Source organism: Peptococcaceae bacterium (assembly GCA_024655825.1).
Lineage (GTDB): Bacteria > Bacillota > Peptococcia > DRI-13 > PHAD01 > JANLFJ01.
The window spans coordinates 1-22,423 of sequence record JANLFJ010000003.1; the positions used below are offsets into that span (position 1 = coordinate 1).

Genomic DNA, 22,423 nt, shown 5'->3' on the forward strand with positions numbered 1-22,423 from the left:
TGAAACTTGCTTTTGGGCTCCAGGCAACGGTTGATGGCCATTACCTCTGCGAAGGGCAGGTCAGTAAAAAAGTTGTCCAGTCCCCAATACTGCCAGAAATGATGCAACAGCGCTACATCCAAAAACCGATAGTGGGTTTTGGCTACTACATCTGACAACCTACCAACAAACACATCTTCGTTTTGAGTAACCTTAAGGATCAGCCTGATTCGCTGGGCTTGGTTCTCGGTTAAAGACCCTAAATTCCAGATATTCCGGTGTTTAACCTTACCGTCTTCCCGATAAGATTCAGTCAGGGCATAGCTTTCGTAGACCTTGCCTTTAAAGGTTTTGGTAGCTCGTTTGAGGAACATCACAAACCTCCGCTAGTATAATTCTATACTACGATTATACTAGAAAAGGCCGGTAATTACAATTATCTTAGGAGTCAATATCTGTCGTTATACCGCATATTCTATACTACAACCAGTTCGTTTCGTAGCCGTGTATCCGTGATTTATAAGGGTTTGGTAAAATATGTCGCCAAACTCGGGTTTTAACCAATCATAAATTTGGGCAGCGGTTATTTCACGATAAGTCCGCAACCATGAGATAATCAACTCTTTGTGTTGCTCAAGACTGGATTTCTTAGCCGGTTCGAGGATTGTCTCCTGAAACTCATCAGGTGTCATATCCCAGTATTTCTTAACAGTATTACGATGAATCTGTAGCAGTTTTGCCACTTTACGCTGCTTGAAACCTTCACTTTTCATTACCTGAATTTTACTGTACATGTGCCACCTCTTAATCATTTTTCGCCTCCCATAATATTACTTTTTTGGTTCCGCACCAATTAAGATAATACCATGAAAAGCCATAATATTTGCCATTACTGGCTTATTTTAGTGGCACACTTTTCATTAGCGTTTTTGGTACACTTTATTTTAGCATTTACACATAGGCTTTCCGACGGTCTCGTTTCCGTCCCCTTACGGGGTTAATAAGGTTCAAATCCCTCGAAGACGATTTTGGAAAGCCGATATATGTCGTTTCCGTCCCCTTACGGGGTTAATAAGGTTCAAATCCCTCGAAGACGATTTTGGAAAGCCGATATATGTCGTTTCCGTCCCCTTACGGGGTTAATAAGGTTCAAATTCTACAGCTACCAACTCAAAGATGTTCTAAAAGCCGTTTCCGTCCCCTTACGGGGTTAATAAGGTTCAAATCGAAAGCGAGAAGCCTGACAGAATTATCATCTTTTGTTTCCGTCCCCTTACGGGGTTAATAAGGTTCAAATAGAAGGAGGGGGAGGAGTAATATGTCAATTAGTTTCCGTCCCCTTACGGGGTTAATAAGGTTCAAATCCTGCCGTTGCAATCACCTGCCGGAGTAAGCCTCAAAATTCGTTTTGCGGCTTATGCATCGATATTCATAATGCTTGCTCAGATTTTTGCCCCAAAACCTTGGTTTTTCCAATAAAATCAAAGTGCGGCTCATACTCATGATTTTTCTCTCCATATTCAATAAGTTGAATTTTTTTACACGACTATCACTTCATCAACTTCTGTTTTTTGGATATTTCCCCAAACCTGGACGTCAGCATTTCCAGCTAAGCGGTAAATCCTAAGCAAATCATCATCGGTCACATATTTGCTTATCCCTTGAATCAGTTTTTTATGGGTTTTTGAGTCAAGGATACATTCAAAGGCGGACTTTTGAACACGAAAACCAAAGCTTTTCAAATATTTGGCCAGCCTGTTCCTTCTTTTGTTATCAATAACGTCATATATAACTACCACCAGGTACTTGCGCTTTTCTTCCGGTTCCGTTTCATCAAACAGAAAATAGTCTTCAAAAAGCTTAACCTCCACCTTGTACACCTCCTTAACGCAAGCGGACCGGATGATAGTAGTCAATGTTATTATTTTCTATACAACTGGCCAATACTCCTGCCTGGTGCTGGATAGCCCGTCGGTAGCTCATGCGTTGATTTGCGTAGGGGAGGTAATTGGCTTCACTGCGGATTTTTTCTTCAAAATATTTGATGAATTTGTGGAGAGCTTTTTTCTCTAACAACACTGCGCCGGTTTTCTTATCTGTGGTAAAATCTTCAGGCACAAGGCTGCCTCCTTGAACAATGCTCATTACCAAGGAATCTGCAATCACGGGCCGCCATTCCTCAATAAGATCGCTGGCTAATGCTGGATGGCCCTGCCTGTCCTGATGCATCAACCCGGCGTAAGGATGAAGCCCTTTATTCACAACTGCAGTATATGTTTCATATAACAGCAACGTATAACCCAAACTAAGCAAAGAATTAAACGGATCCAAAGGCGGCATCCGGCTTCGCCCTGAAAAAGCGAACCTCCTGTTGACCATAAGCGACAGAGCTTTGAAATAATGCCGGGAAGCCGCCCCCTCATAGCCCATGATTTGGGCAATAGTTACTGCTCTCAAAACAGCATCTTCCAAAAGCAGCATCTGGGAGATGTGTTCATTTACGGCGGCATTTTCGATATGGCGGTTATACCGTCGCAGTACAACCACCTGGTTGGGGATTTTTGCGGCAACAACTTTGGCAGAGAATTTTAAGCAGAAGTCCTTGTCGTCACCCGCCCTGAACTGCTCTCTCTGTCGAATGATGTTGACATGTTTGGTCGATTCCAGGCGGCCATAGAACAGGCCGGATTTGGACAGAAAGGTTACAGGGATACCTTTTTCCAGCAGTTCAGCCGAGCACGATGATGTCATTTGCGCCGAACCCATCAGAACTACACCTTCCAATAATTCCAAAGGTATGCTGACATTCAGCCCGCCGCGTTTTTCGGCAATAATCCGGCCTTCTTCTATCCTGATTCTTGTATCAGGCTCACAGACATACAAAAAGCTCATAAAGACCTCTCCAGTTCACCGGAGATTTTTGCATTGATGGTATCAAAGATGTTGAAAATCTCCTGCTTACATCGAGATTTAAAGACAACCGCAATCAGTTTTTCCAATTTTTTAACGATCTTACTGCTGTTCATACCCACTTGTTCATGAATATCTTCTTCCAAAACTCCACAAAGGCTGTGAGCAGCTGTGTTCCTTTCTTCTTTATTGAGGTTTTCCATCGCCAGCAGGAAATCGCTAAAAGATTTGATTTGACTGTCCGCATTTCTTTTTAAAAAATAGCTGATCAGGCAGTTTTGCAATTTTATATTGACATGGCTGTTATCACGATATTCTCCATTGTAGTATTCATCAATGTATTTTAGCATTCTTTGATCATAGTCCTTGATCTTATGCCTTCTGACCACCTTCTCTGGTTCCTTTTTAGGTCCTTTGGTTCTTTGGGGTTTATAGCGCTCTTCAATTATTGTATCAATTGAAAAGCCTAAGCAGTATTTAAGAAAGAGGCCTTGCAGCTCTGTGACGAGCGGGTTCAGCCGGAGAACAAAGTCCGTTAAATGCCCGGTTTTTTGCAGCAGCTTAATCGCGTTAAAGTATTCGCATACTTTCTTGCAATCTTTATCCAACTCCGGATAGCGTGCCAATGCTTTAGCAACAGCAAACTCCGGGCTATCGGATGCTGGATCCAGGTTTTTCTTGCAGTCCGCAAATTTGAGCAATGCCATTACCGACGAATCCTCTTCAGCCCCGTAGCTTCTTAGAATCTGAACGGCCTCCGCATAGTTGTATTTTTTTATCAATACCTGCACCTGCCCTTTGGCCAAGGTGCGCTTAAAGCTTATGATGTCTGGGAGCACACAGCGGTTGGGAGCGTCTGGTTCGTTATCAAGGTTGTCCTGAAACTCCCGTTCCACATCGTACTCTCTTCCCCCCGCCTTGCTCTCGTTAGCTTTGGCGGCCGGAGTGATCACCTGCACCGGGATTAATGGTTTTGACGACACAACGGTCTCCAGACAGAGCATGGCCATCATCTGGGGTGTACCCGAGCTGACGTTCAACAATATTTTGTCTTTTGGGTATTGTTGAGCGATTTCTTCCAAATGTTTGCTGAAGATGCCGATAAACGCATCGAAGTCATGAGGGTTTTCGATATGAGAGAATATCAGCTTAATATCAACGGGGTGAGCCAATTTCTCGCCCAGGAACTTTACTCCCCTGGAAAAGCGCCGGTCTTTTTCCTCCCGCATCCCCATTTCCTGCGACAGGAAAATATAGACGGTGTGCGGCCGGTAATGCCTGATGATGTGAAGCATCGGCCCGTCATAATTATCCCGGACAGGATCCGTGGAACCCGTACAGGAAAACAAAACATAATCATTCAATGCCCATCGCCCCCATTCCCAAGGCTGTTTTAATGCCGAGACCGGACCATTCACCATAACTGAAAAGCAGATTGGCCAGGCTGACCATGGTTTCCGGCCCGCTAATCACTAATTCCAGTTTCCCGATAAACGAAGGGATTTTTATTCCTTCGAGGGAATAGCTGGTGCTTCGCAGAGAATAATTTCTGATCCTGGTATTTTGCGAGAGGTGCCGGAGGGCTTCTTCATTTTTTAATGAAAAATCATCAGCAAAGGCGTCATATTTATTCATCAGGCTTTGATAGATTAAAGCAAGGTCCGGAAAAATCATGTATTGGTTGGCCGATTTAAAGGAGCAGGGAGTGAGAAACCTGATTTTAACAATTCTTCTTGGGGTTTGCTCCAGATAGAATTTCCTGGTCAGTTCCCGGTAAGTTACGGGCGGCGTTTCCTTTTTGTCCTTGATGACCAGTTTTAAATCCTTATCCTTGATGATTAACTCAGTCAGGTCGTCCTTCAAGAGAGGCTCGCCTATACCCTGCCAGGCCTGTTCGGTCAAGGTGTTGACGATCCAGACCCAGGTCTTTCCTCCTTCGCCGCAGCCAAGGAACTGGCTGAAGGGTTTAAGGCCGCTTTCGTGAAGGTGCGCAGCATAGCTGCGCTCAACTCTTTCCATCAGGATCCCATGGAAAAGCGACGCCATGTTGTAATTGCATTTTTCTTCCCTGCCAGGCTCCAAGACAATTTTAATTGTTCTCAGCATGATCAGCTCTCCCTGATCCGGCAAATACCCATAAACATGTCCTTCCCGTTGACTCTTGCCACCTTCAGCGCCCGGGGAGAGAGCGGGCGGTCCTGGAAATGCTTGTGTCTGGGGAAAACCATCTGCATGACTTTTTTCGACAATTCGTTGGCCTTCTTGGGGTCCGCCGCCAAGGAGGAAATGACGGATTTGGAATGGTAGCCGGCCCCTCCCCCCATAATTAACACTCCTTTGCCGCTGTCCTTCAGCGCTTCTCCAGGCAGGAATTTCATGCTGCCAGGCCAAACGGAAATAACGCCGGCTGAGCCAAAGAGCGCTTCAAACCTTTTTTGCAGACACACGGCAATATCGTCAAAGGTTGTAATCCCATACTCCATCTTGATCTTGAAGGAATCGATGGTTAAGGAAAACTCCACTTCGGTCCCCGGCCGGGCGCATTCCCGGTAAAGAGGCAAAGCCCCTGCTCTCTCGTCCTCGCCCTTCAACCGCCCGTCTACCAGGGATAGGTCTCTCTTCTTAACCAAAACCAGGCTTTCCGGGGGAAAGGGAGTAGAATCGCTGACGGAGATGCCGGCCATCCCTTTGAAATCTTCCAGGCGGCCGTTAATATGTTTCCGGTAGTCCAACAGGTTTTTCTCTATTTCTTGGCCCAGCCTTTCAACATCCTTCTTCTTATATTTGCCGTCGCTTGCTCCTCCCAGGATGGCCTCCATTTTTTGAAGATATTTCTGGTTTGGAGCGGCCTCCCTGTGCAGGAGAGAGGCTACGACCGCCGTGCGCAGGGCGCCCTTGATGCTGCTTCCCGGAATATAGGGAAGGCCGGCCGTATTCTTAATAAAACCGTGGATGTCATTGGTTTTAAAATCAGGGTGTTCCGCCGTGGAATAAACTACCTTGCTGACCTGTTTAAACACTGCTACCGCCCGGTTTTTGATGCGGTACTCTTTTTCTTTCAGCCATCTAAAAGTGTCAAACCCTCCATCTTTTGCCTTCTGCTGGATGAAAGCAGCGTATTCATTAAACAGCCCTGTGGACAGCAAATAATTGATCCATTTCCGCTCGTCCAAAACATAAACCTTTTTTTCGTCAGGCACAAAGGCATAGTTAAGCCTGGTAAGCTTAGTGCTGTCCCCTCCGCCCACAAAAAGGGGAGTAATTACCTGCAACTTGAGGCGATAGTTGGTTTTGCCGGCCAGGCTCATATCTTCACCCCCAGATACATCCCTTTTCCGTACCGGTAGACCGGGTGACCGCCGCGGTCAGAAACGTCAAGCACCTGCCCTTTGATTCGTTCCGGGAAGCAGGCCCCGGCAGCAAACATCACCACCGGTTTTCTTTTTAGCTGGGCTGCGGCGTAGGTCTGAGAAGCCACAAAACCGGTTCTGCCCACCAGGGTATAATACGAGTTGTCCTGTTTGACGATGCTCAGTTCGTCCTTGGCAGGAGCCAACACAGACAAGGACATATACAGCCCCACCTCTTCCGTCAGCAGCTCATCAAGGATGCAATCGCTGTCATAAAGGCCTGTCTCAAAGGAGTCCTTGACCAATACAAATTTCCCCAGCCCGCTGCTCTTTTTGCCGCCGATACCGGATAGCCCCAGACTCTCCATGACCTTATCAAGCCTCACCCTCCACTCTTCGGAGACCCCAAGGATGAAATACAGGCCGCTGTTTTTACGAAAGCAGTATGCCGAGACCGGGTAAGGCATGGTCTCCTCTTCCCGGGCTGTCTTCGCCCGGTAAAGAAGCGTTTCATAGGCAAAACTCTCTTGTTCCTGGAGCCAGGGCAGTTCTCCACCCCGGCGAAGAAAACCAAGATACGCCCTAAACTTGCTGGCCGGGATATAATCCAGCTTTTTCAGGGACTTTTTGTCGGTCTTTCCTTCTTCTTCCCCGTCCTGCTTAATATATGGGGGTATGGCCGGCTTTGGCAGATAAAGCTCCTGCCCTGACCAGGGAAACAAATCAGAGAGCAGGAACAGGCCGCTTTGGGCAGCCTCAATCAATTCGCCACATCCCTGCACTCCGTAAACATTTATCCATTCCTGGCAAATGGCGCTAAAAAGGGTGTCGGCATGGCAGGCCATCCTGCTTTGCGCCAGCACGGCTCCGGCCCTGTCGCCGCCAAAGCGGACCGGGGTCAGAAACTCCATCTTGTATAGATAGTGCTTCATCATATGACCACGCCGTTTCTGCCGTTCTGGAAGGCCTCTTCCGCCTTTGTTCTGACGTCAAAGCCTAAAGCCTTTTTGCCTGAAACCTGGGCGTAGTCCTTATATTCCAGTGTTATTCCCGCGAATTCAACCCGCCCGCAGCCCCTGCTGCCGTGGCCCCCGATGTAATCATCCTGGAGCAAGGAAATCCCGCAGCCCAGGTGCCGCATGTCTTCCTCCAGTTCTTCGGGCTTTTCCAGGTTGTAAACCAACTTAAAAGCGAATTCCGCTCCGGCCGGCACCCGCTCCATTTGGCGGGGATTGGCTATTCCGCTGAGACGGGGGATGGTGTTTTCAAATTTGATTTCGGTCAAATAAAGGTCGGTGTCCATTTTTTTCAGTCGTTCTAAGCTCTCCTTTGTCATGAAAGCATCATAAAACTGCAGCCGGGAGAGGAAGAGCTTTTCGCCGCTGCTGCCGAAAAGGCGCAAAAGCTTATCGTCCTCGTCCTTGAAATCCTTCAACTGCCCTTCCCGCGCATAAACCCGGGCCAAAAGGTAGCGCATTTTCCCCTTCAGGCTGCTGCCGGGGATATAGGGGCTCTTGGTCAATGGATCGCGGACCACGACCATATCCACTGCGCCGATGGAGGAAAAGTTCTTGGAAGCGCCGATATGCAGCCCGGTCTTCAGGCAGATCTTGCCCCCCAGAATCAGTTTGCCGCAAATTCCGTTGATGTTATTGCTCATGAGTCTTTACCCCCCTCGAATTTATGATAGGCCACAATGGCTTCGATATAATCGGCAAAATTGTTGAATCTGCTGGCGCTGGTCTTGATGGCATTGATTTCTTTTATCAATTCTGCCTTTTTCTCAAAATCCTTTACTTCCTTCATATCTTTTTTGCCACACTGGTAGATCAGTTTTACTTTTAAGGCTTGGATGTCCCCCAAAATGTCTTCGTGCAGCCTGTCATCCTGGATCAGGCCAGCCGATTCGTAGATTTGGAGCTTGTTTTTAATGGCGTTTACTCCGGCCAGAAACTTGCGGATCTGGCTGATGGTCAGGCTTATTTGCCCTCGTTCGTTTTTTAGGCTTTCCACAACCGCTTTGGCCTTGTCCACATACTCCTTATTCACGGTCATCCTCCTCTTTCCGGTTGAGATAAATGATGAGGCTGAGCGCAGTCATGAACTCCTGCCGGTCTTTCTCCGACAGGGCCCATTGATAGATGGCCTGCTTCATCTCGCGGTAAACACCGCCCACGCACTCTTTGTCTTTTCCGGAAGGCTCCATCCGGCCCAAAACATAGGCTAAACGGGCTACTTCGATTCGATCGCCGCTGCGCCAACCCTCTTCAATTCTTGCAAAAAGCTGGAGCAGTTTGTAAAGCCTGGTCATGCCGCATTGCAGTTTGCCCGGCTCGGTTTTGTCCTCGCCGATACTGAACCATTTCACGAGTCCCCCCAACTTCTCGCCGCATACCTTTTCGGTGAAAGCGTCCCAGTCATAGACATGTTTAAAGACGTATTCCGCCTGTTTCCCTCCCTGCCCCTCAATTTCAGGTCCAAAAAGCGATATTTTGTTTTTCCCCGCGACCTTTGCCGATTGCTCCAGCTCCCCGGTCAGTTTCGCCATCTGGCTGACAGGAAAAGCGGCATGGAAAACACCTACGCCGGCGGATATTGTCATTTTCCCGTTGGTGAGTTTTTTAAAGGCCCGGTGCAGGTCCACCGCCAGTTCCAGCGTCTCATCCCAGGCGCCGACGATAAAAACGTCGTCTCCGCCTGCATAAACGATAACCACGTCTTTTTCCTTGCCTTGCTCCTGCATTTTTCCCGGCAGCCTGAAGGGGGCAAGCGTCCCCAACTGTCCCCGGCACAGCTTGTTGATTTCGTGCTTAAAAAAGAGGGAAAGGCTGTAAGACAAGGACGCGTTGCGAGAAAGGGACACGTACCTGAACCGCTCCGGTTCACCCTTGGGAAGAATAAAACCCTTAACAAAGGCTTGTCCCAGGTTGTCGACATCGGCTCTCAGGACCCCGAGCCGCTTGATTCCACAGCTCCTTTGGGCCAAAGTGGCGAAGTCGATCAACCCTTCGCTGCCGCTTGCCGCGCTGTAGGTTCCTGCCCACAGGTTGGTCATATAGTGTTCTCCCGTCAAGAGGCTGTTGATGGAATAAACCCGTAGAGCCTGTCCCTCACGTAATAGCTCTTGGGCTTCCTTGATCCCTGAAAACGAAAGATAAACCTGCCCCTTCTCCAGGGACGGCAGAGGGAGCTGGTCTCCCGCAGGGTCTTCCAGCCTGATCGCAATTACCGGCCTCTCCTCTGCGCTGACTTTTAGCCTGGCCAGCTTGTCGCCTGCCCGGAAAAGCGCCAGGCAGTTCCTGCAGACCATAGAGCCGTCTTTGTCTTTCAGCAGATGGTGGGAAGAACCGCAGACGGCGCACTCTCTGCCGGCCTCCAGCTGGCTGTTTAACGGGCTGTCGGGATCAGTCAGTTCCTCCAGCTGCTGGCATGAATACCGCTGCAGCTTTCCCAGGGAATTGGCCCTGGACACCTGGCGGAACAAATTGCCCAAGAGGTTCTCCGTCTTTTCTTCACGGTTAAGCCCGTTGGCCAACTCGTGGGCGCTGGCCTCAACAGACGAGATTTCCAGATAAAGCCCCGTGGAGCACATTCCCATCAACCAGCCGTTTACACGTTCCTTGGCCGTTTCTAAGACGCCCTTGACCGTTTGAGTATTAGGAAGGATCAGATAAAAATGTCCTCCTCCCGAGTAAAGCAAATTGGCCCGGCAAAGACCGCAGGCTTCCAAGATTTCATCTATCACGTGCTCAAGGAATATTTCCAGGTAAAAGGAACGTCCCCGCAGAGATTTCAAGGCTCCCTTGCTGGAGATTGTATAAATGAAACTCTGGATGCCGGACATGTCCCCGGAAACCAGGAGCGCGGTCTTTTCAGACCGGAGTTTTTCAGGCTTTTCGAAACACAGTTCCTGATAGCTCTTGATGCCTTGCTCAGCAAAGTAATAGTAAAGGCACCCTGCAATCATAGCTGTTATCTTGCTGTGGTTGAACAAAGAAATGTCAGGCACCTCATTGGCGCTGGTGCTGGACGGAACGTAAGCCAAGCAGACTTCCAACAGTTTCAGCAGTGATTCTATGGAATCGATGCCTGCTCTCATCTTTTGGAAGCCTTTTTCAAAGGACTGCAGCAAATAAGCGTATTTTTGCGAGGATATTTCCGCACTGCCCTCTTTTTCAGGAAAAGTTATCTGCCCGAATTCTTCGATTGTTTTTAAGAAGAAGGCCGTCTTTTCAGCTGAAGCTTCTTCCTTAAAGACGTTGAAAATGCTGTGGAGGGGCATGTCCTTGCGGAAAAGGCCTTGTTCTGCCGCCGCCTCTGTCCTCCTCCGGTCAGCTCCAGCCGCAACGTTGTCCGCTTCATAAACAAGGTAGGCCAGGCTGCTGTCCGCCAGTCTCGCATTTCTAAGCGCTTCGGCATGATGATAACGGATGCAGTCTTCAACCTCACGCCATTCTTTGCCTGCCAGCACATTTCGAACAAATTCTGCCCCCCTGTCGCTGTGGCTCCCCTCCCCAGGGCTGGCCCGCTGAACCAGCTTGCCGATATCATGAAGCAGCGCGCCGTACATCAGATGCTTATAACCGGCATTCAAAATGCATCATCCCCTCTTAGTAAGAGTTATATCGCTATTCAATACTTTCAGTATTGATTGCGTTTCATAATCTTCGCATTTTTCCGCCATATACCCATTTTCGTCCCCCCCCAGGTACTTGAATAGGGCTTTATCGGTTGTCACAGCAACGCTTTGCTTAAGTCGCTAGCGGTGATCGTGATCAGTTCTTGGCGCGAGACGCTGTTTTCGCCCACCAGGCGCAAAGCCTGCTGCCTGATGGCTTTTTCAATGATGTTGCGCACCAGGCGGGCGTTGCCGCTGTGTTCATGCCGCGTCAGCAGCGCGCTGTTGAGGTGTTTTTCCAGTTCGAGCTTGGCTTCTTCTGTAAACTGGTACTGCCTTTTTGCCAGCATTATTTGAGCAATATCCAGCAATTCCTGCACTGTGTAATCCGGGAAATCAATAAAAATAGGAAAGCGCGACCGCAGGCCGGGGTTGGTTTCCAAAAACCAGTTCATCTCGTGTTTATAACCGGCCAGAATAAGGATAAGGTTTTCCTTGTATTCTTCCATGTTTTTGACCAGGGTGTCGATCGACTCCTTGCCAAAATCCCTCTCTCCGCCGCGGGCCAGAGAATAGGCCTCATCTATAAAAAGGACGCCTCCCAGCGCCTTTTTTATTTGCTCCCGCGTTTTATGGGCTGTATGCCCTATATATTCGCCAACCAGGTCGGCTCGTTCCACTTCCACAACATGCCCCTTTTCAAGCACACCTAGTTCCTTGAAAAGACGTCCCAGGATGCGGGCCACCGTGGTCTTTCCTGTACCTGGATTGCCTTTGAAAACCATATGTAAGACCATCGGCTCGCAGATAAGAGATTCCTTTTCCCTGCGTTTTTGTATCTCGACGTAAGCCCTTATTTCCAGGATCAGCTTCTTTACTGAAACCAGCCCCACGAGTGAATCAAGTTCTTGAAGTATCTCCTCTATTTTTCCCCGGCGACCGTTATTTTGCGGTTCGTGTTCCCATTTGAAAACCTGCAGTTCAGAAAGCCTGGGCGCTGGGTATGGAGGTTTGTTAACAACCAGTACCGGCGGCTCGTTGTTTTTTTGATGATTGAATGAGTAACGGATAGCCATAATCTTGCACCTCCCGGCTAAAATCCAGTTACAAAATATGCGCCGGAAAAGAGATGGTGCATATTTGGAAATAATATAACTAACCGTTTTAAGGAGGGGAAGTATCCGTGAAACCGGTTGTAATGTCAAGCCCTTTGTTTAAAAGAATACCGCGTCATATAGGCGTTATCCCTGATGGAAACAGGAGATGGGCCGTACAAAATGGGCTAAGGAAGGAACAGGGTTATTCATATGGTATTGACCCTGGTTTCAAGTTATACCAGGACTGCCTGCAGCTTGGTATCGAGGAAATGACTTTTTATGGTTTTACCCAGGATAACACTAAAAGACCAGCCATACAGAGGATAGCATTCCAAAAAGCTTGCGTAAACGCGGTATTAAAACTGGCACAAATGGATGCTTCATTGCTGGTGGTGGGAAACACCGATTCCCCGCTTTTCCCGGTTGAATTGCTGCCGTTTGCCTCTAAACGCGTCACTTTTGGCAACGGCAGGATGAAGGTTAATTTTCTTGTTAATTACGGCTGGCAGTGGGACCTGGGGAAAGCCCTCTCTATAATGTCAAGCAATCAAAGCAATCCTTTAAGAACGGATATTCTCGGAAATTTAGGCTCTAAAGACATCTCGAAAATCGACTTAATCATCCGTTGGGGCGGCAGGAGGAGATTGAGCGGGTTTCTGCCAGTCCAGACAATATATGCGGACTTTTATATCATAGATGATTTATGGCCGGACTATACGACGGAACATTTATATGATGCCCTGCACTGGTATGAAGAACAGGACATCACATTAGGAGGATAATTGCGCTCTACCTCATAAATGTATTGAAGTCCTCCTCGCGGAGGACTTATTATCAGCTTTTGTTTTCAGGGTTTAAGTTGACGGGACGAAGCGGTGAAATTGTGGAAATGGCATGTTTGTATACAAGCTGCTGCTTGCCTTCAGCTTCAAGTATGACTGTGAAATTATCGAACCCTTTAACGTTTCCCTTGAGTTGGAACCCGTTTATCAGGTAGATAGTCACTGGTAAATTTTCCTTCCTCACCTGGTTCAAAAACGAGTCCTGCAGGTTTATCTGTTGTTTGGTCATCAAAGTCCCTCCGATACTTCCTATACTCACATTTTAGTATTCTACATTTATCTTGATAGTCCTGCCAACTATTGTCATTATTTCGGAAAGTAAGTGCTGTTTTTTTTCGTAAGCGTCTGTGCGGAACCAGTAAATGCGCGGGTCGCGCCGGAACCAGGTGAGCTGCCGTTTAGCGAAACGCCTTGTATCCCGCTTGATCAGTTCCACCGCCCCTTCCAGGCTATGCTCCCCCTTAAGATAGGCGATAAGCTGGCTATAACCCAGTCCCTGCAAGGCTGGCGCTTCCGGAGAGTATCCCATCCTCAACAAGCCCTGCACTTCTTCCAGCAACCCTTCTTCCAACATTGTGTCAACTCTCTTGTTGATCGCTTCATAAAGATTTCTGCGTTCCATAGTCAAACCTATCAGCACCGCGTTGTACTTTTTCATCGCGGAGCGCTCGCAGCCTTCACGGTTGGCTGAAATGGGCCTGCCGGTAAGGTGGTAGTATTCAAGGGCCCTGGTGATCCTTTTCAGATCGTTTTTATGTATTTTTTCAGCTGAGACGGGATCGACAAGCGCCAGCCGCTTGTGTAGCTTTTCATTCCCTTCGGCGGCGGCCAGAGCGTAAAGTTCTTTCCTTAACGCCTGGTTGCCTTTTTGTTCTTCGAAATTGTACTTGTCGATCACCGATTGGATATATAGTCCTGTGCCGCCAACAAGTACAGGCAGCCTGCCGCGAGCGGCTATTTCTTCAATTTTTTCCTGTGCCAGCTTCTGGAATTCGGCCACGCTGAATTGTTCATCGGGGTCCTTTATGTCGAGGAGATGATGAGGTATCCCCTTCATTTCCGCCGGTTTTATTTTCGCCGTCCCGATATCCATGTGCCTGTATACCTGCATTGAATCGCCGGAAACAACTTCTCCGTTGAGGGCGACGGCCAGGTCGACCCCCACTTTCGATTTTCCCACAGCGGTGGGTCCAACAACAGCGAGTAACGGAAGCAAGCAATAATCTCCTTTCTATTATTGTTGCCACAATGGAAAAATTTACACATCCATTTAACTTTTCTCCCAAACGCCGTATGCCACAGGGCTGTAACGCCCCCCGCTTACGAAGTGGGCTTTTAGCCTGGCAAACTCGCCGCTTTTGGCGCTTTCTTTTACCACAACGCGGCATTTTGCCACCCGCAGCGCTTCCCGTATGTCTTCCTCATTCAGCGGGTCGTGTTTGGCCAGCGGCCTTAACGCGTTGATAGATGATGATTTTTTCCGGCCATGCCGGAACATGGGATCAAAATAAACCACGTCAAAACTGCCGGCCGCCTGCTGTTTTAAAAACTCCCGGAAATCGACGTTGATAACTTTTAGGCGGTCTGTGGCCTTCCGCAAATGCTTATTTTGACCGCCAAAATGCCGCAGGCCCCATCTGGTAATAAAGGCCAGGTACTTGCTTGCCTCCAGGCCGGTAACGCTCCCGCCATCGCCAGCGGCGTATGCGGCAACCAGGGCATCGGAACCTAAGCCCAGGGTGCAATCGAGGACGCTGTTTCCTTCCCTGAGGGCCATCGCTTCAACCATGGGGTCCTTTTTCCCCTCGCGCAAGGCTTTAATCCTGGGAACAGCCATGCTGGGATGCCAGTTCAGAATGGTAGCTCCTTTTAAGACGACCTGTTCCCGCTCCACGACCAGCAAATAATCGAGCATGTGTTCAGCCCTAATACTGTCCAGGCTCCGCCCGCGCCTGGGTATCCAGGGAACATCGAGTTCCCTGGCAATGCGCTGCGCCCGGCTTTCCGTCATCTCTTCATCCCTTGAGGTGGTTACGGCGATTCTCATGCACTCATGTCCTCTTACCGGCGAAAGGCCTTGAGTATTTCTTTATGAGAAATTAAGTTTATAACTGGCCGCCCATGCGGGCAAACCAAAGGACATGCCGTGCTGTTCAGGTCGTCGATGAGGCGCTGCATCTCTTCAACGGACAGTTTCTGTCCGGCTTTTACAGCCCCTTTGCAGGATGCCAGGATGATAAATTCTTTCCGGACATCGACAGGGTTTGGCTTTTTATGCCTTTCTGAAAAATGCTGGATTAATGAGCGGAAAAAATCTTCCGGAACACTTTTTACGATGGCAGGCACGGCCCGCAGCAGGTAGTGGCAAGTCCCGAAGTGTTCCAGAATGATTCCCAGATCGGCAAGAGGAAGAATCATTTCGATAACTGTTTCTTCTTCCAGCGGGGTAAGCTGGACGGGAACCGGTTCGAGCAAGACCTGGCTTTCCATCGGACCGGCCTCCGCCTGTTTCACCATGCGGTCATAGATTATTCTTTCGTGAGCGGCGTGCTGGTCGATAAGATAAAGCCCTTCTTCTCCTTCCGCCAGGATAAATGTTCCGGCTAACTGGCCGATGATCCTCAATTCAGGCAGCCTTCCGGCGCCACGTCCAGCTGCAGGGCTTTCCCGCCGCGCATCCTCCGGTACCTGGAACACTTCCTCGCGCGCTGGCGCGCTTTGTTTTTCCTCCAATTTTCCGCTGTCCCAGGAAAAAAAATCCCGAAAAGATTCCTGCCGGTCTTGCGATGGCCGGAGCGCAGTAGAAACCTGGCGGTATGGGGCCTGTTCTTCTCCAACATCGTTTGAAAGAACAAAACCGGGTATATACTGCGGTACTTCTTTAACTTCCCGAAGCCCTTCCTTTAATACGGCGATCAGATTGGCGACAATGGCCGGTTCGCGCAGTCGTATCTCCAGCTTGCTCGGGTGCACGTTGACATCGATAAGGGAAGGATGCAGGTCAAGGTGCATTACAGCCAGTGGGAAGCGACCTCCCGGCAGCATGTTTTCGTAGGCTTCTTCCACCGCCGCAAGCAGCTCCCTGGAAATGACCCGCCGAGAGTTGACAAAAATAAATACCGCCTTCCTGTTCGCCCTGCTGTAACCGGCACCGGTCAGGAAAGCCCGAACCTTGCCGTGGGGAGGCAGTTCTTTTTCTACGGAGACTAGTGCTCCTCTTGCCTCAGGCCCATAGTACAACTCTATCAGTTCGGGGATGTTGTTCACCCCTTTAGTGTTAAGAACTTCCTTGTCGTCTCTTATCAATCGGAAATTAACGGCCGGGTGGCCAAGAGAAAACTGCGACACCAGTTCGTGAATAAGCCCGCCTTCGTAACTCTCGTTCCTCATGAATTTTTTCCTGGCAGGGGTATTAAAAAACAAGTCTCTCACCGTCACGCTTGTTCCTTTTGGAGCGCCGGCAGGCTCCACGTCAAGCAGTTTATTGCCTTCCAGTTTCATTTTCGTACCTTGCGTTTGACCTGCTGCGCAGGTCAGTATTTCCAACCTGGCCACCGCATTTATGCTGGGCAGCGCTTCTCCTCTAAAGCCCAGTGTCTGCAGTGCATTTAGGTCATCAAGGCTTTTGATTTTGCTGGTGGCGTGCCTTTTTACGGAAAGAAGCGCGTCTTCCTCGGACATGCCGCAGCCGTCGTCCGTTACCCTGATATAGCTTAACCCGCCCTGGCGGATTTCAACCGTGATGGTGGACGCTCCGGCGTCAATGGCGTTTTCAACCAGTTCCTTGACTACGGAAAATGGCCGCTCTATAACCTCGCCCGCCGCTATCTGGTTGGCTGTCGATTCATCAAGCAAGTGAATGCTGGCCACTTTTTTTCACCCTTTTTCTCTCAAGTAGCGGTTTCCCTTTTTGTCCTGGAGGTAAAAGCAGTCAGGCCCGTTCCCTGAGTTTTTCTTTCCAATTATCTTTTCCCAGTATTCGTAAGCCCTGGCCTGACAGGCCGGGCAAGCGTACAGTGGTATGGACATGCCCCATATCCAGCGGCTGTCTCCCCAGGTTTTTTTGGCCCGGGATTCCACCTGGTAAAGCCCCGGGCAATCCGGGCAGTATTCAACCGATTCGCGCTGCTGCTCGTATATCTGGTCGGTGTCATAATAGATGCTACGGCTGCGCAAATACAGCCCTTTTCCGCCAAACAGTTCGTCTTTACCGGGCGGTTCCCGGCCCAGTTTCTCCTGCCAGTAACCGGTAATCCGGTCTATTGCCTGCTCGATCTCTTCGGACTGGCGCAGTACAGTTCCCCTTTTTTGCGGTTCGATGACGTTGCTGTAATCTTCGCCGGCCAGGGCCAGCAGGATGGCCAGATTAACGTACGGCAGTGCCGTCTCGACAGCATACCCGCCTTCAAGTACGGCCAGGTCCGGCTTCAACTCCTCTGTCAGTTTCCCGTAACCGGCCGCGCTTACCCTCATATTGGCCAGAGGATCGGTAAAGTGATTGTCCTGCCCGGCCGAATTAATGACCAACTCCGGTTTGAACGCCTCCAGTGCCGGCTTGATGACCCGGCGCCAGGCCTTAAGGAACCCTTCGTCAGTTGTTCCGGGAGGCAGTGGGATGTTTATAGTTTTAAGATAGGCCCCAGGACCTCCCGCTTCATCAACGAAACCGGAACCGGGATACAAGGTCCGGCCGTCCTGGTGCAGGGAAACAACCAGGACATCGGGGTCATGATAAAAAATATCCTGGGTTCCGTCGCCGTGATGGACATCGGTATCAACAACCGCTATCCTGCGTATGCCGTATTTGAATCGCAGGTATTCCACCAGGATTGCCTCGTTGTTTATATTGCAAAATCCCCTGTTCCCGTGGACTACGCGCATGGCATGGTGCCCGGGAGGTCTTACCAACGCAAAACCGTTTCTAATTTCCCTGTTTAACAGCGCATCTCCCAGTTTAAGAGCGCTGCCGGCTGAAATCAAATGCGCGTTGGTTGTCTGACTTGCAACATCGGGCACGCAAAAATGGACGCGTTCGACATCTTCTATTTCCGCCAGGCGCGGTTTATATTCCACTATCCTGGGGTTATCCAGGATACCTTCTTCAAATATCTGATCCCTGGTATAAAGAAGCCTTTCTTCACGCTCCGGATGTGACGGCGAAATTGCCCAGTCGAAAGCCGGAAAAAAGATTAAAGCCGTCTTACGCACCGGTTCCCGCCCCCTTTTCCAAGAAAGCTCGCAGCCCCGGCGGCGTCTGCATCCCTATCTGGTATATCTTTCCTAGTGTGTTCCACCCGCGAATGATGTTGAATCCTTCCTCGTAAAGCGTCTCACTGCGTGAAACGGGCATATCCAATTCTTTTGCTGCCTGCCGGAAAAGGGATTCGGCAAATTGTTTCGCTTCTTCCAGGTTGGGAAGAATGTGTTCCAGCGAACCGTGCAGCCCGCCAATGTTGGTGGAATAAATCATTTGCTGGGTATCGGCAAAAAAGTCCAGCCGCAGCGTAGTTTTTGACAGCGCCGCGCCAATAGCGTTCGCCACCTGGGCATGGCGGGGAACGATTACCTGCCATCCTTTCTTCTTCCCCCAAAGTATTCCGAGCCCCTTGGCGGGTCCCCCCAGGCAAACAACGGTGCGGGGTCGTTTCTTTTGCCCCGATATTACCTGCCAGATGCGGTAGGCCGGCTCCTCCTCCCACACCGCAAACATCTCTTCCAACTTCCTTTCCAGGGACTCAAGGAATATGGAAACCGCTTTTTCCGCCAGTTCGCCGGCCTCAAGACCGTGCCGGCGCGACATTTCCTCCAGGATCGGCAGTATTTTTTCCCTGCCCGCCAGGTCGCTCAGTCCTAGGTAGACAAGAGCGTCTGTAACGGTAAGCCGTGCCCCTCCCAGGCACATGGCCTTCCCGTACCTTTCCCCCAGGACAACCCTGCCGTTTTCCAGGGTTATGGTCGAATCCCCTCCCAGGGCCAAAGAAGCGACCGCCATAGCCCTTGTGCATACAGGGTAACCGTTCACGAATGCTCCCTTTTCCGAGAAAAGGGGCCTGCCCTCAAGAACCAGGGCCAGGTCGGTGGTCGTGCCCCCTGTGTCCATCACCACACTGGTCAAACCTTCGCCTCCCGCTGCCAGGGCTCCCAATGTACTGGCCGCAGGTCCCGAAAAAATCCCTTCCAACGGTCGCTGAAGCGATTGTTCAAGCGGAATAGTGCCGCCGTCGGCTTTTAGTATGCAGACAGGGCATTTCAAACCCAAACGCTCCATCGACACTGCAACCTCGCCGGCAAATAAACGGTAATCATCGGAAACCTGCAGGCTGAAAACCGCGCCGTTAGCTCTTCTGACCCAGTTTAGCAGACCGCTTACCCTGCTGCTGGCCAACACCCGGACTGCAGGACACTCTTCTTCGATCAGCCTGCTTATCTCTTCTTCCAGGGCCGGGTTGCGCTGGCTGAACTTGCAGGCAACGGCAATGCGCGATATACCGCTGTCCAGGAACCTTTTCAGCGCCGCTGAAACTTCCGCCGGATCGATTTTTTCGATGATTCTCCCCCGGTAATCCACGGCCCCTTTAATGATTTCCGCCTTAGCGGCAAAAGGTAAATCCCGCGGGTTTACACCCGGACCGGGAAGCAAAATCAAGCCGGCAGGCGCCACCCTCCCCTGAGCGATTATATTCGTAATCAGGGTTGTGCTTAAAACCACACGTTTTACAGAAAACGGATCAATACCTGCCAGCAGTTGCTCCAGCACACCCTGGATGGAAGAAGCGATGTCTTCGCCCGTCTCCTTTTTTACCCAGTTCACCACTTGGCCGCCGTTCATGACCACGCCGTCGGTAAATGTCCCTCCGACATCTATGCCAATTTCCAAACCGTCACTGCCGCCTCCTTTTCTTGTCCAGGTTAGCTGTTTATTTTACTTTTCGACGCCTCCGCGTCTTTCTTTTTTCAGCATCTCCTGGAGCTGGTAGAGTTTGTTCAAGGCTTCCAGAGGTGTGATGTTCAACAGGTCCATTTTTTCAAGAAAGGCTAGGCATTCACTCCCGGCAGCGTCTTCCGGAACAAAACCGGCTGTTTTTTCTTTATCCTGTTCCGGCCGCGTGACAGCAGCAGGATTATCTTGCCCGTCAATGTGCCTTCTCTCCATATTATTCAAAACGTCCTCAGCCCTGCCGATCACTTCCGGCGGAAGCCCGGCCAAACGCCCGACTTGGATGCCGTAGCTTCTGTCAGCCGGCCCTTCCACAATCTTGTGCAGGAAAATAATTTCTTCTCCTTTTTCCCTAACGGAGGCGCTGAGGTTTTTAATCGAAGGATAGCTCTCTTCCAGGCGGGTCAATTCGTGGTAGTGTGTGGCAAAGAGCGTCTTTGTTTTAAGAACTGTGGCCAAATACTCGCTGACTGCCCAGGCCATACTGAGACCATCGTATGTGCTTGTCCCCCTGCCCACCTCGTCGAGTATTACCAGGCTGTAAGGCGTGGCATTTCGCAGGATATTGGCGACCTCGTTCATCTCCACCATGAAGGTGCTTTGCCCGCTTCCCAGGTCGTCGCTCGCCCCCACCCTGGCGAAGACCCTGTCTCGCAGCGAAATGACGGCCTCTTTAGCCGGGACGAAGCTTCCCGCCTGGGCCATAACAACAGCCAGGGCCACGCTGCGAATATAGGTGCTTTTCCCCCCCATGTTTGGTCCCGTAATAATGCATAGGCTCGTGTCCCCGGCAAACTGCAGGTCGTTGGGCACAAAATAATTATTTGCCGAAAGTTTTTCCACCACCGGGTGGCGCAGCTCGCGGAAAAACAGCCGGTTTTCTTCCTTGTCTAGTAAAGAAGGACGGACGTAATCGTTCTGCACGGCCAGTTCAGCCATAGACTGCAGTACATCTACCTGGGCCAATACCTGGGTGGTTTTTTGCAGCGTTTCGGCGGCAGCGCCTATCTCCGCGAGGACCTGGTTGTAAACTTCAAGCTCGCGGGCCAGGAGCTTTTCTTCCGCTCCCAGCACCTGGTTTTCAAGTTCGAGAAGCTCTTTCGTGACGTACCTTTCCCCGTTGGCCAGGGTCTGTTTTCTCTGGAAGTATTCGGGAACAAGCGATAGATTGGCTTTGGTCACCTCGAAATAATACCCGAATACCTTATTGAAACCTACTTTCAGCGACTTGATGCCGGTTTTCTCTTTTTCTTCGCTTTCCAGCCTGGCTATCCATTCTTTCCCGTGCCGGCTGGACGAGCGCAGGTCGTCTATTTGAGGGTCATACCCCTGCCTGATAACCCCGCCGTTGTTCAGGTTATAGGGCGGATCTTCTTCAATGGCCCGCGCCAGGAGCCGGTATGCCTCATCCAGGGTCTCAAGCTCGCCGTGCAGGCGCTTGAGGTATGCCGAGCCTTCCAGTGAACCAAGCACATTTTTGATCTGCGGGAGAACAGCCAGGGAATTTCTCAGGGAAACCAACTCCCTTGGTCCGGCCCTATTGTAAAGAATCCTGGTCATCAATCTTTCCAGGTCATAAATCTCCTCTAGCAGTTTTCGCAAGGTCTGGCGCTGCGACCACTGCTTGGTCAGGACCTCCACCGCCGATAATCTTTCCTCAAGGACGTTTTTATCAGTGAGCGGCTTTTCCAACCACTGCCTGAGCAGCCTTGAACCAGGAGCCGTTTTCGTTTTATCCATGATCTCAAGCAATGACCCTTTTTTTTCATTGAAGCGCATTGTTCTGGTCAATTCCAGGTTGCGGAAAGTCGTGCTGTCTATGAGCAGGTACAAGTCCGGCGAGTATTGTTTTAGCGTTTTAATCTGCCGTGGCGACGCCTTCTGGGTTTCCTGCAGGTAAAAAATAATCGCTCCGGCACACGCAACAGCCAGCGTCAGTCCCGTGCAGCCAAACGATTCAAGCGATAATACGCCGAAATGTTCCAGGAGAATCTGGCTGGCTCTCCGGAAAGAAAAAACACCTTTTTCAAGGTAAGTGGCTGCCGGGCAGTTTATAAAAGCCGGGGTTTTGTCTTTGATCCCTTCACCGGGCAACAGGACCTCCGACGGGCTGAGACGAAAAAGTTCGTCCTTGAGCCTGTTTTCAGCGTCAGGACCGGTAAACTCCGCAGCATAAAAATCTCCTGTCGAGACATCGCAGTAGGCCAGGCCCCAGGCATACTGCCGGCCTGTCACCGCTGCCAGGTAATTGCTGTACTGCGCTGCAATCATCTGCGATTCAACTACTGTACCGGGAGTAATGACGCGGGTAACTTCGCGCCTGACAATTCCCCGGGCTGACCTGGGGTCTTCAATCTGCTCGCAAATAGCTACCTTGTACCCTTTCTGTATTAACCTGGCTATGTAATTATCGGCCGCATGGTAGGGAACGCCGCACATGGGCACACGCGCTTCCAGGCCGGCGTCCCTGCCGGTAAGGGTTATTTCCAGTTCCCTGGAAGCCAGTTCGGCATCGGGACCGAACATCTCGTAAAAATCTCCCAGGCGAAAGAAAAGAATGGTATCGGGATACCTGGCCTTGATTTCCTGGTACTGGCGCATCATGGGTGTTTTTCCCAGCATCGGCATCTTACGCTCCTTGTTGGCAGGTGGTTTGGGCAGTGATTCAATGCTTAAATTTAATTATACCA

Annotated in this window: 20 protein-coding genes and 1 CRISPR repeat array; of the genes, 1 reads left to right on the forward strand and 19 read right to left on the reverse strand. The window is 50.2% G+C overall.

Annotated features, from left to right (window positions below; genetic code table 11):
- The 12 genes from NUV48_01730 to NUV48_01785 form a co-directional block, all read right to left on the reverse strand.
- Positions 1–353 (reverse strand): transposase (locus tag NUV48_01730; protein MCR4440858.1); only part of this gene is annotated, 353 nt, incomplete at its 3' end.
- 87 nt (positions 354–440) lie between these two features.
- On the reverse strand, positions 441–791 hold the full coding sequence (locus NUV48_01735; protein MCR4440859.1) for a hypothetical protein: 351 nt from the start codon (positions 789–791) through the stop codon (positions 441–443).
- A gap of 165 nt (positions 792–956) precedes the next feature.
- Positions 957–1,343: direct repeats of the CRISPR family, unit length 36 nt; unit sequence GTTTCCGTCCCCTTACGGGGTTAATAAGGTTCAAAT.
- A 174-nt stretch (positions 1,344–1,517) separates the two neighbouring features.
- The gene (gene cas2, locus NUV48_01740; protein ID MCR4440860.1) at positions 1,518–1,850 is read right to left on the reverse strand and encodes a CRISPR-associated endonuclease Cas2; all 333 of its coding nucleotides are present in this window, start codon (positions 1,848–1,850) and stop codon (positions 1,518–1,520) included.
- A 13-nt stretch (positions 1,851–1,863) separates the two neighbouring features.
- Positions 1,864–2,871 (reverse strand): CRISPR-associated endonuclease Cas1, encoded by a 1,008-nt coding sequence (gene cas1 / locus NUV48_01745; GenBank protein MCR4440861.1) that lies wholly within the window; start codon positions 2,869–2,871, stop codon positions 1,864–1,866.
- Positions 2,868–4,253: a hypothetical protein gene (locus NUV48_01750; protein ID MCR4440862.1), complete on the reverse strand. Its 1,386-nt coding sequence runs from the start codon at positions 4,251–4,253 to the stop codon at positions 2,868–2,870. Before NUV48_01750 ends, cas1 begins: the two co-directional genes overlap by 4 nt.
- A complete protein-coding gene (cas6, locus tag NUV48_01755) occupies positions 4,246–4,995 on the reverse strand; it encodes a CRISPR system precrRNA processing endoribonuclease RAMP protein Cas6 (protein MCR4440863.1) in 750 nt (249 codons plus the stop codon). The genes NUV48_01750 and cas6 overlap by 8 nt, the downstream gene beginning before the upstream one ends.
- A 2-nt stretch (positions 4,996–4,997) precedes the next feature.
- Positions 4,998–6,197 (reverse strand): type III-A CRISPR-associated RAMP protein Csm5, encoded by a 1,200-nt coding sequence (gene csm5 / locus NUV48_01760; GenBank protein ID MCR4440864.1) that lies wholly within the window; start codon positions 6,195–6,197, stop codon positions 4,998–5,000.
- Positions 6,194–7,174, reverse strand: a complete 981-nt coding sequence (gene csm4 / locus NUV48_01765) for a type III-A CRISPR-associated RAMP protein Csm4 (protein ID MCR4440865.1) — start codon at positions 7,172–7,174, stop codon at positions 6,194–6,196. The genes csm5 and csm4 overlap by 4 nt, the downstream gene beginning before the upstream one ends.
- Entirely contained in the window at positions 7,171–7,899 is a 729-nt protein-coding gene (csm3, locus tag NUV48_01770; protein ID MCR4440866.1) for a type III-A CRISPR-associated RAMP protein Csm3, read from the reverse strand. The genes csm4 and csm3 overlap by 4 nt, the downstream gene beginning before the upstream one ends.
- The gene (gene csm2 / locus NUV48_01775; GenBank protein ID MCR4440867.1) at positions 7,896–8,288 is read right to left on the reverse strand and encodes a type III-A CRISPR-associated protein Csm2; all 393 of its coding nucleotides are present in this window, start codon (positions 8,286–8,288) and stop codon (positions 7,896–7,898) included. Before csm2 ends, csm3 begins: the two co-directional genes overlap by 4 nt.
- Entirely contained in the window at positions 8,281–10,833 is a 2,553-nt protein-coding gene (gene cas10 / locus NUV48_01780) for a type III-A CRISPR-associated protein Cas10/Csm1 (protein ID MCR4440868.1), read from the reverse strand. The genes csm2 and cas10 overlap by 8 nt, the downstream gene beginning before the upstream one ends.
- 140 nt (positions 10,834–10,973) lie before the next feature.
- A complete protein-coding gene (locus NUV48_01785; GenBank protein ID MCR4440869.1) occupies positions 10,974–11,933 on the reverse strand; it encodes an AAA family ATPase in 960 nt (319 codons plus the stop codon).
- Between the two features lie 122 nt (positions 11,934–12,055).
- Between NUV48_01785 and NUV48_01790 the strand changes: the two genes are divergently transcribed.
- Positions 12,056–12,736, forward strand: coding sequence for an undecaprenyl diphosphate synthase family protein (locus NUV48_01790; protein MCR4440870.1), 681 nt, complete (start codon positions 12,056–12,058; stop codon positions 12,734–12,736).
- A gap of 52 nt (positions 12,737–12,788) precedes the next feature.
- On the opposite strand, the gene hfq is transcribed toward NUV48_01790, so the two are convergent.
- Genes hfq through mutS form a run of 7 tightly spaced genes read right to left on the reverse strand, consistent with a single transcriptional unit; the run spans position 12,789 to position 22,355 of the window.
- Positions 12,789–13,025 carry an RNA chaperone Hfq gene (hfq, locus tag NUV48_01795; GenBank protein MCR4440871.1) on the reverse strand — a complete coding sequence of 79 codons (237 nt, stop codon included), beginning with the start codon at positions 13,023–13,025 and terminating at the stop codon, positions 12,789–12,791.
- Positions 13,026–13,058: 33 nt separating this feature from the next.
- The gene (gene miaA / locus NUV48_01800) at positions 13,059–14,012 is read right to left on the reverse strand and encodes a tRNA (adenosine(37)-N6)-dimethylallyltransferase MiaA (protein MCR4440872.1); all 954 of its coding nucleotides are present in this window, start codon (positions 14,010–14,012) and stop codon (positions 13,059–13,061) included.
- A gap of 54 nt (positions 14,013–14,066) precedes the next feature.
- Positions 14,067–14,843 carry a class I SAM-dependent methyltransferase gene (locus tag NUV48_01805; protein MCR4440873.1) on the reverse strand — a complete coding sequence of 259 codons (777 nt, stop codon included), beginning with the start codon at positions 14,841–14,843 and terminating at the stop codon, positions 14,067–14,069.
- Positions 14,844–14,857: 14 nt separating this feature from the next.
- The gene (gene mutL, locus NUV48_01810) at positions 14,858–16,666 is read right to left on the reverse strand and encodes a DNA mismatch repair endonuclease MutL (protein ID MCR4440874.1); all 1,809 of its coding nucleotides are present in this window, start codon (positions 16,664–16,666) and stop codon (positions 14,858–14,860) included.
- A 6-nt stretch (positions 16,667–16,672) separates the two neighbouring features.
- Positions 16,673–18,004 carry a histone deacetylase gene (locus tag NUV48_01815; GenBank protein MCR4440875.1) on the reverse strand — a complete coding sequence of 444 codons (1,332 nt, stop codon included), beginning with the start codon at positions 18,002–18,004 and terminating at the stop codon, positions 16,673–16,675.
- On the reverse strand, positions 17,997–19,673 hold the full coding sequence (locus NUV48_01820; protein ID MCR4440876.1) for a hydantoinase/oxoprolinase family protein: 1,677 nt from the start codon (positions 19,671–19,673) through the stop codon (positions 17,997–17,999). The genes NUV48_01815 and NUV48_01820 overlap by 8 nt, the downstream gene beginning before the upstream one ends.
- A gap of 45 nt (positions 19,674–19,718) precedes the next feature.
- Positions 19,719–22,355 (reverse strand): DNA mismatch repair protein MutS, encoded by a 2,637-nt coding sequence (gene mutS / locus NUV48_01825; protein ID MCR4440877.1) that lies wholly within the window; start codon positions 22,353–22,355, stop codon positions 19,719–19,721.
- Between the last annotated feature and the right edge of the window lie 68 nt (positions 22,356–22,423).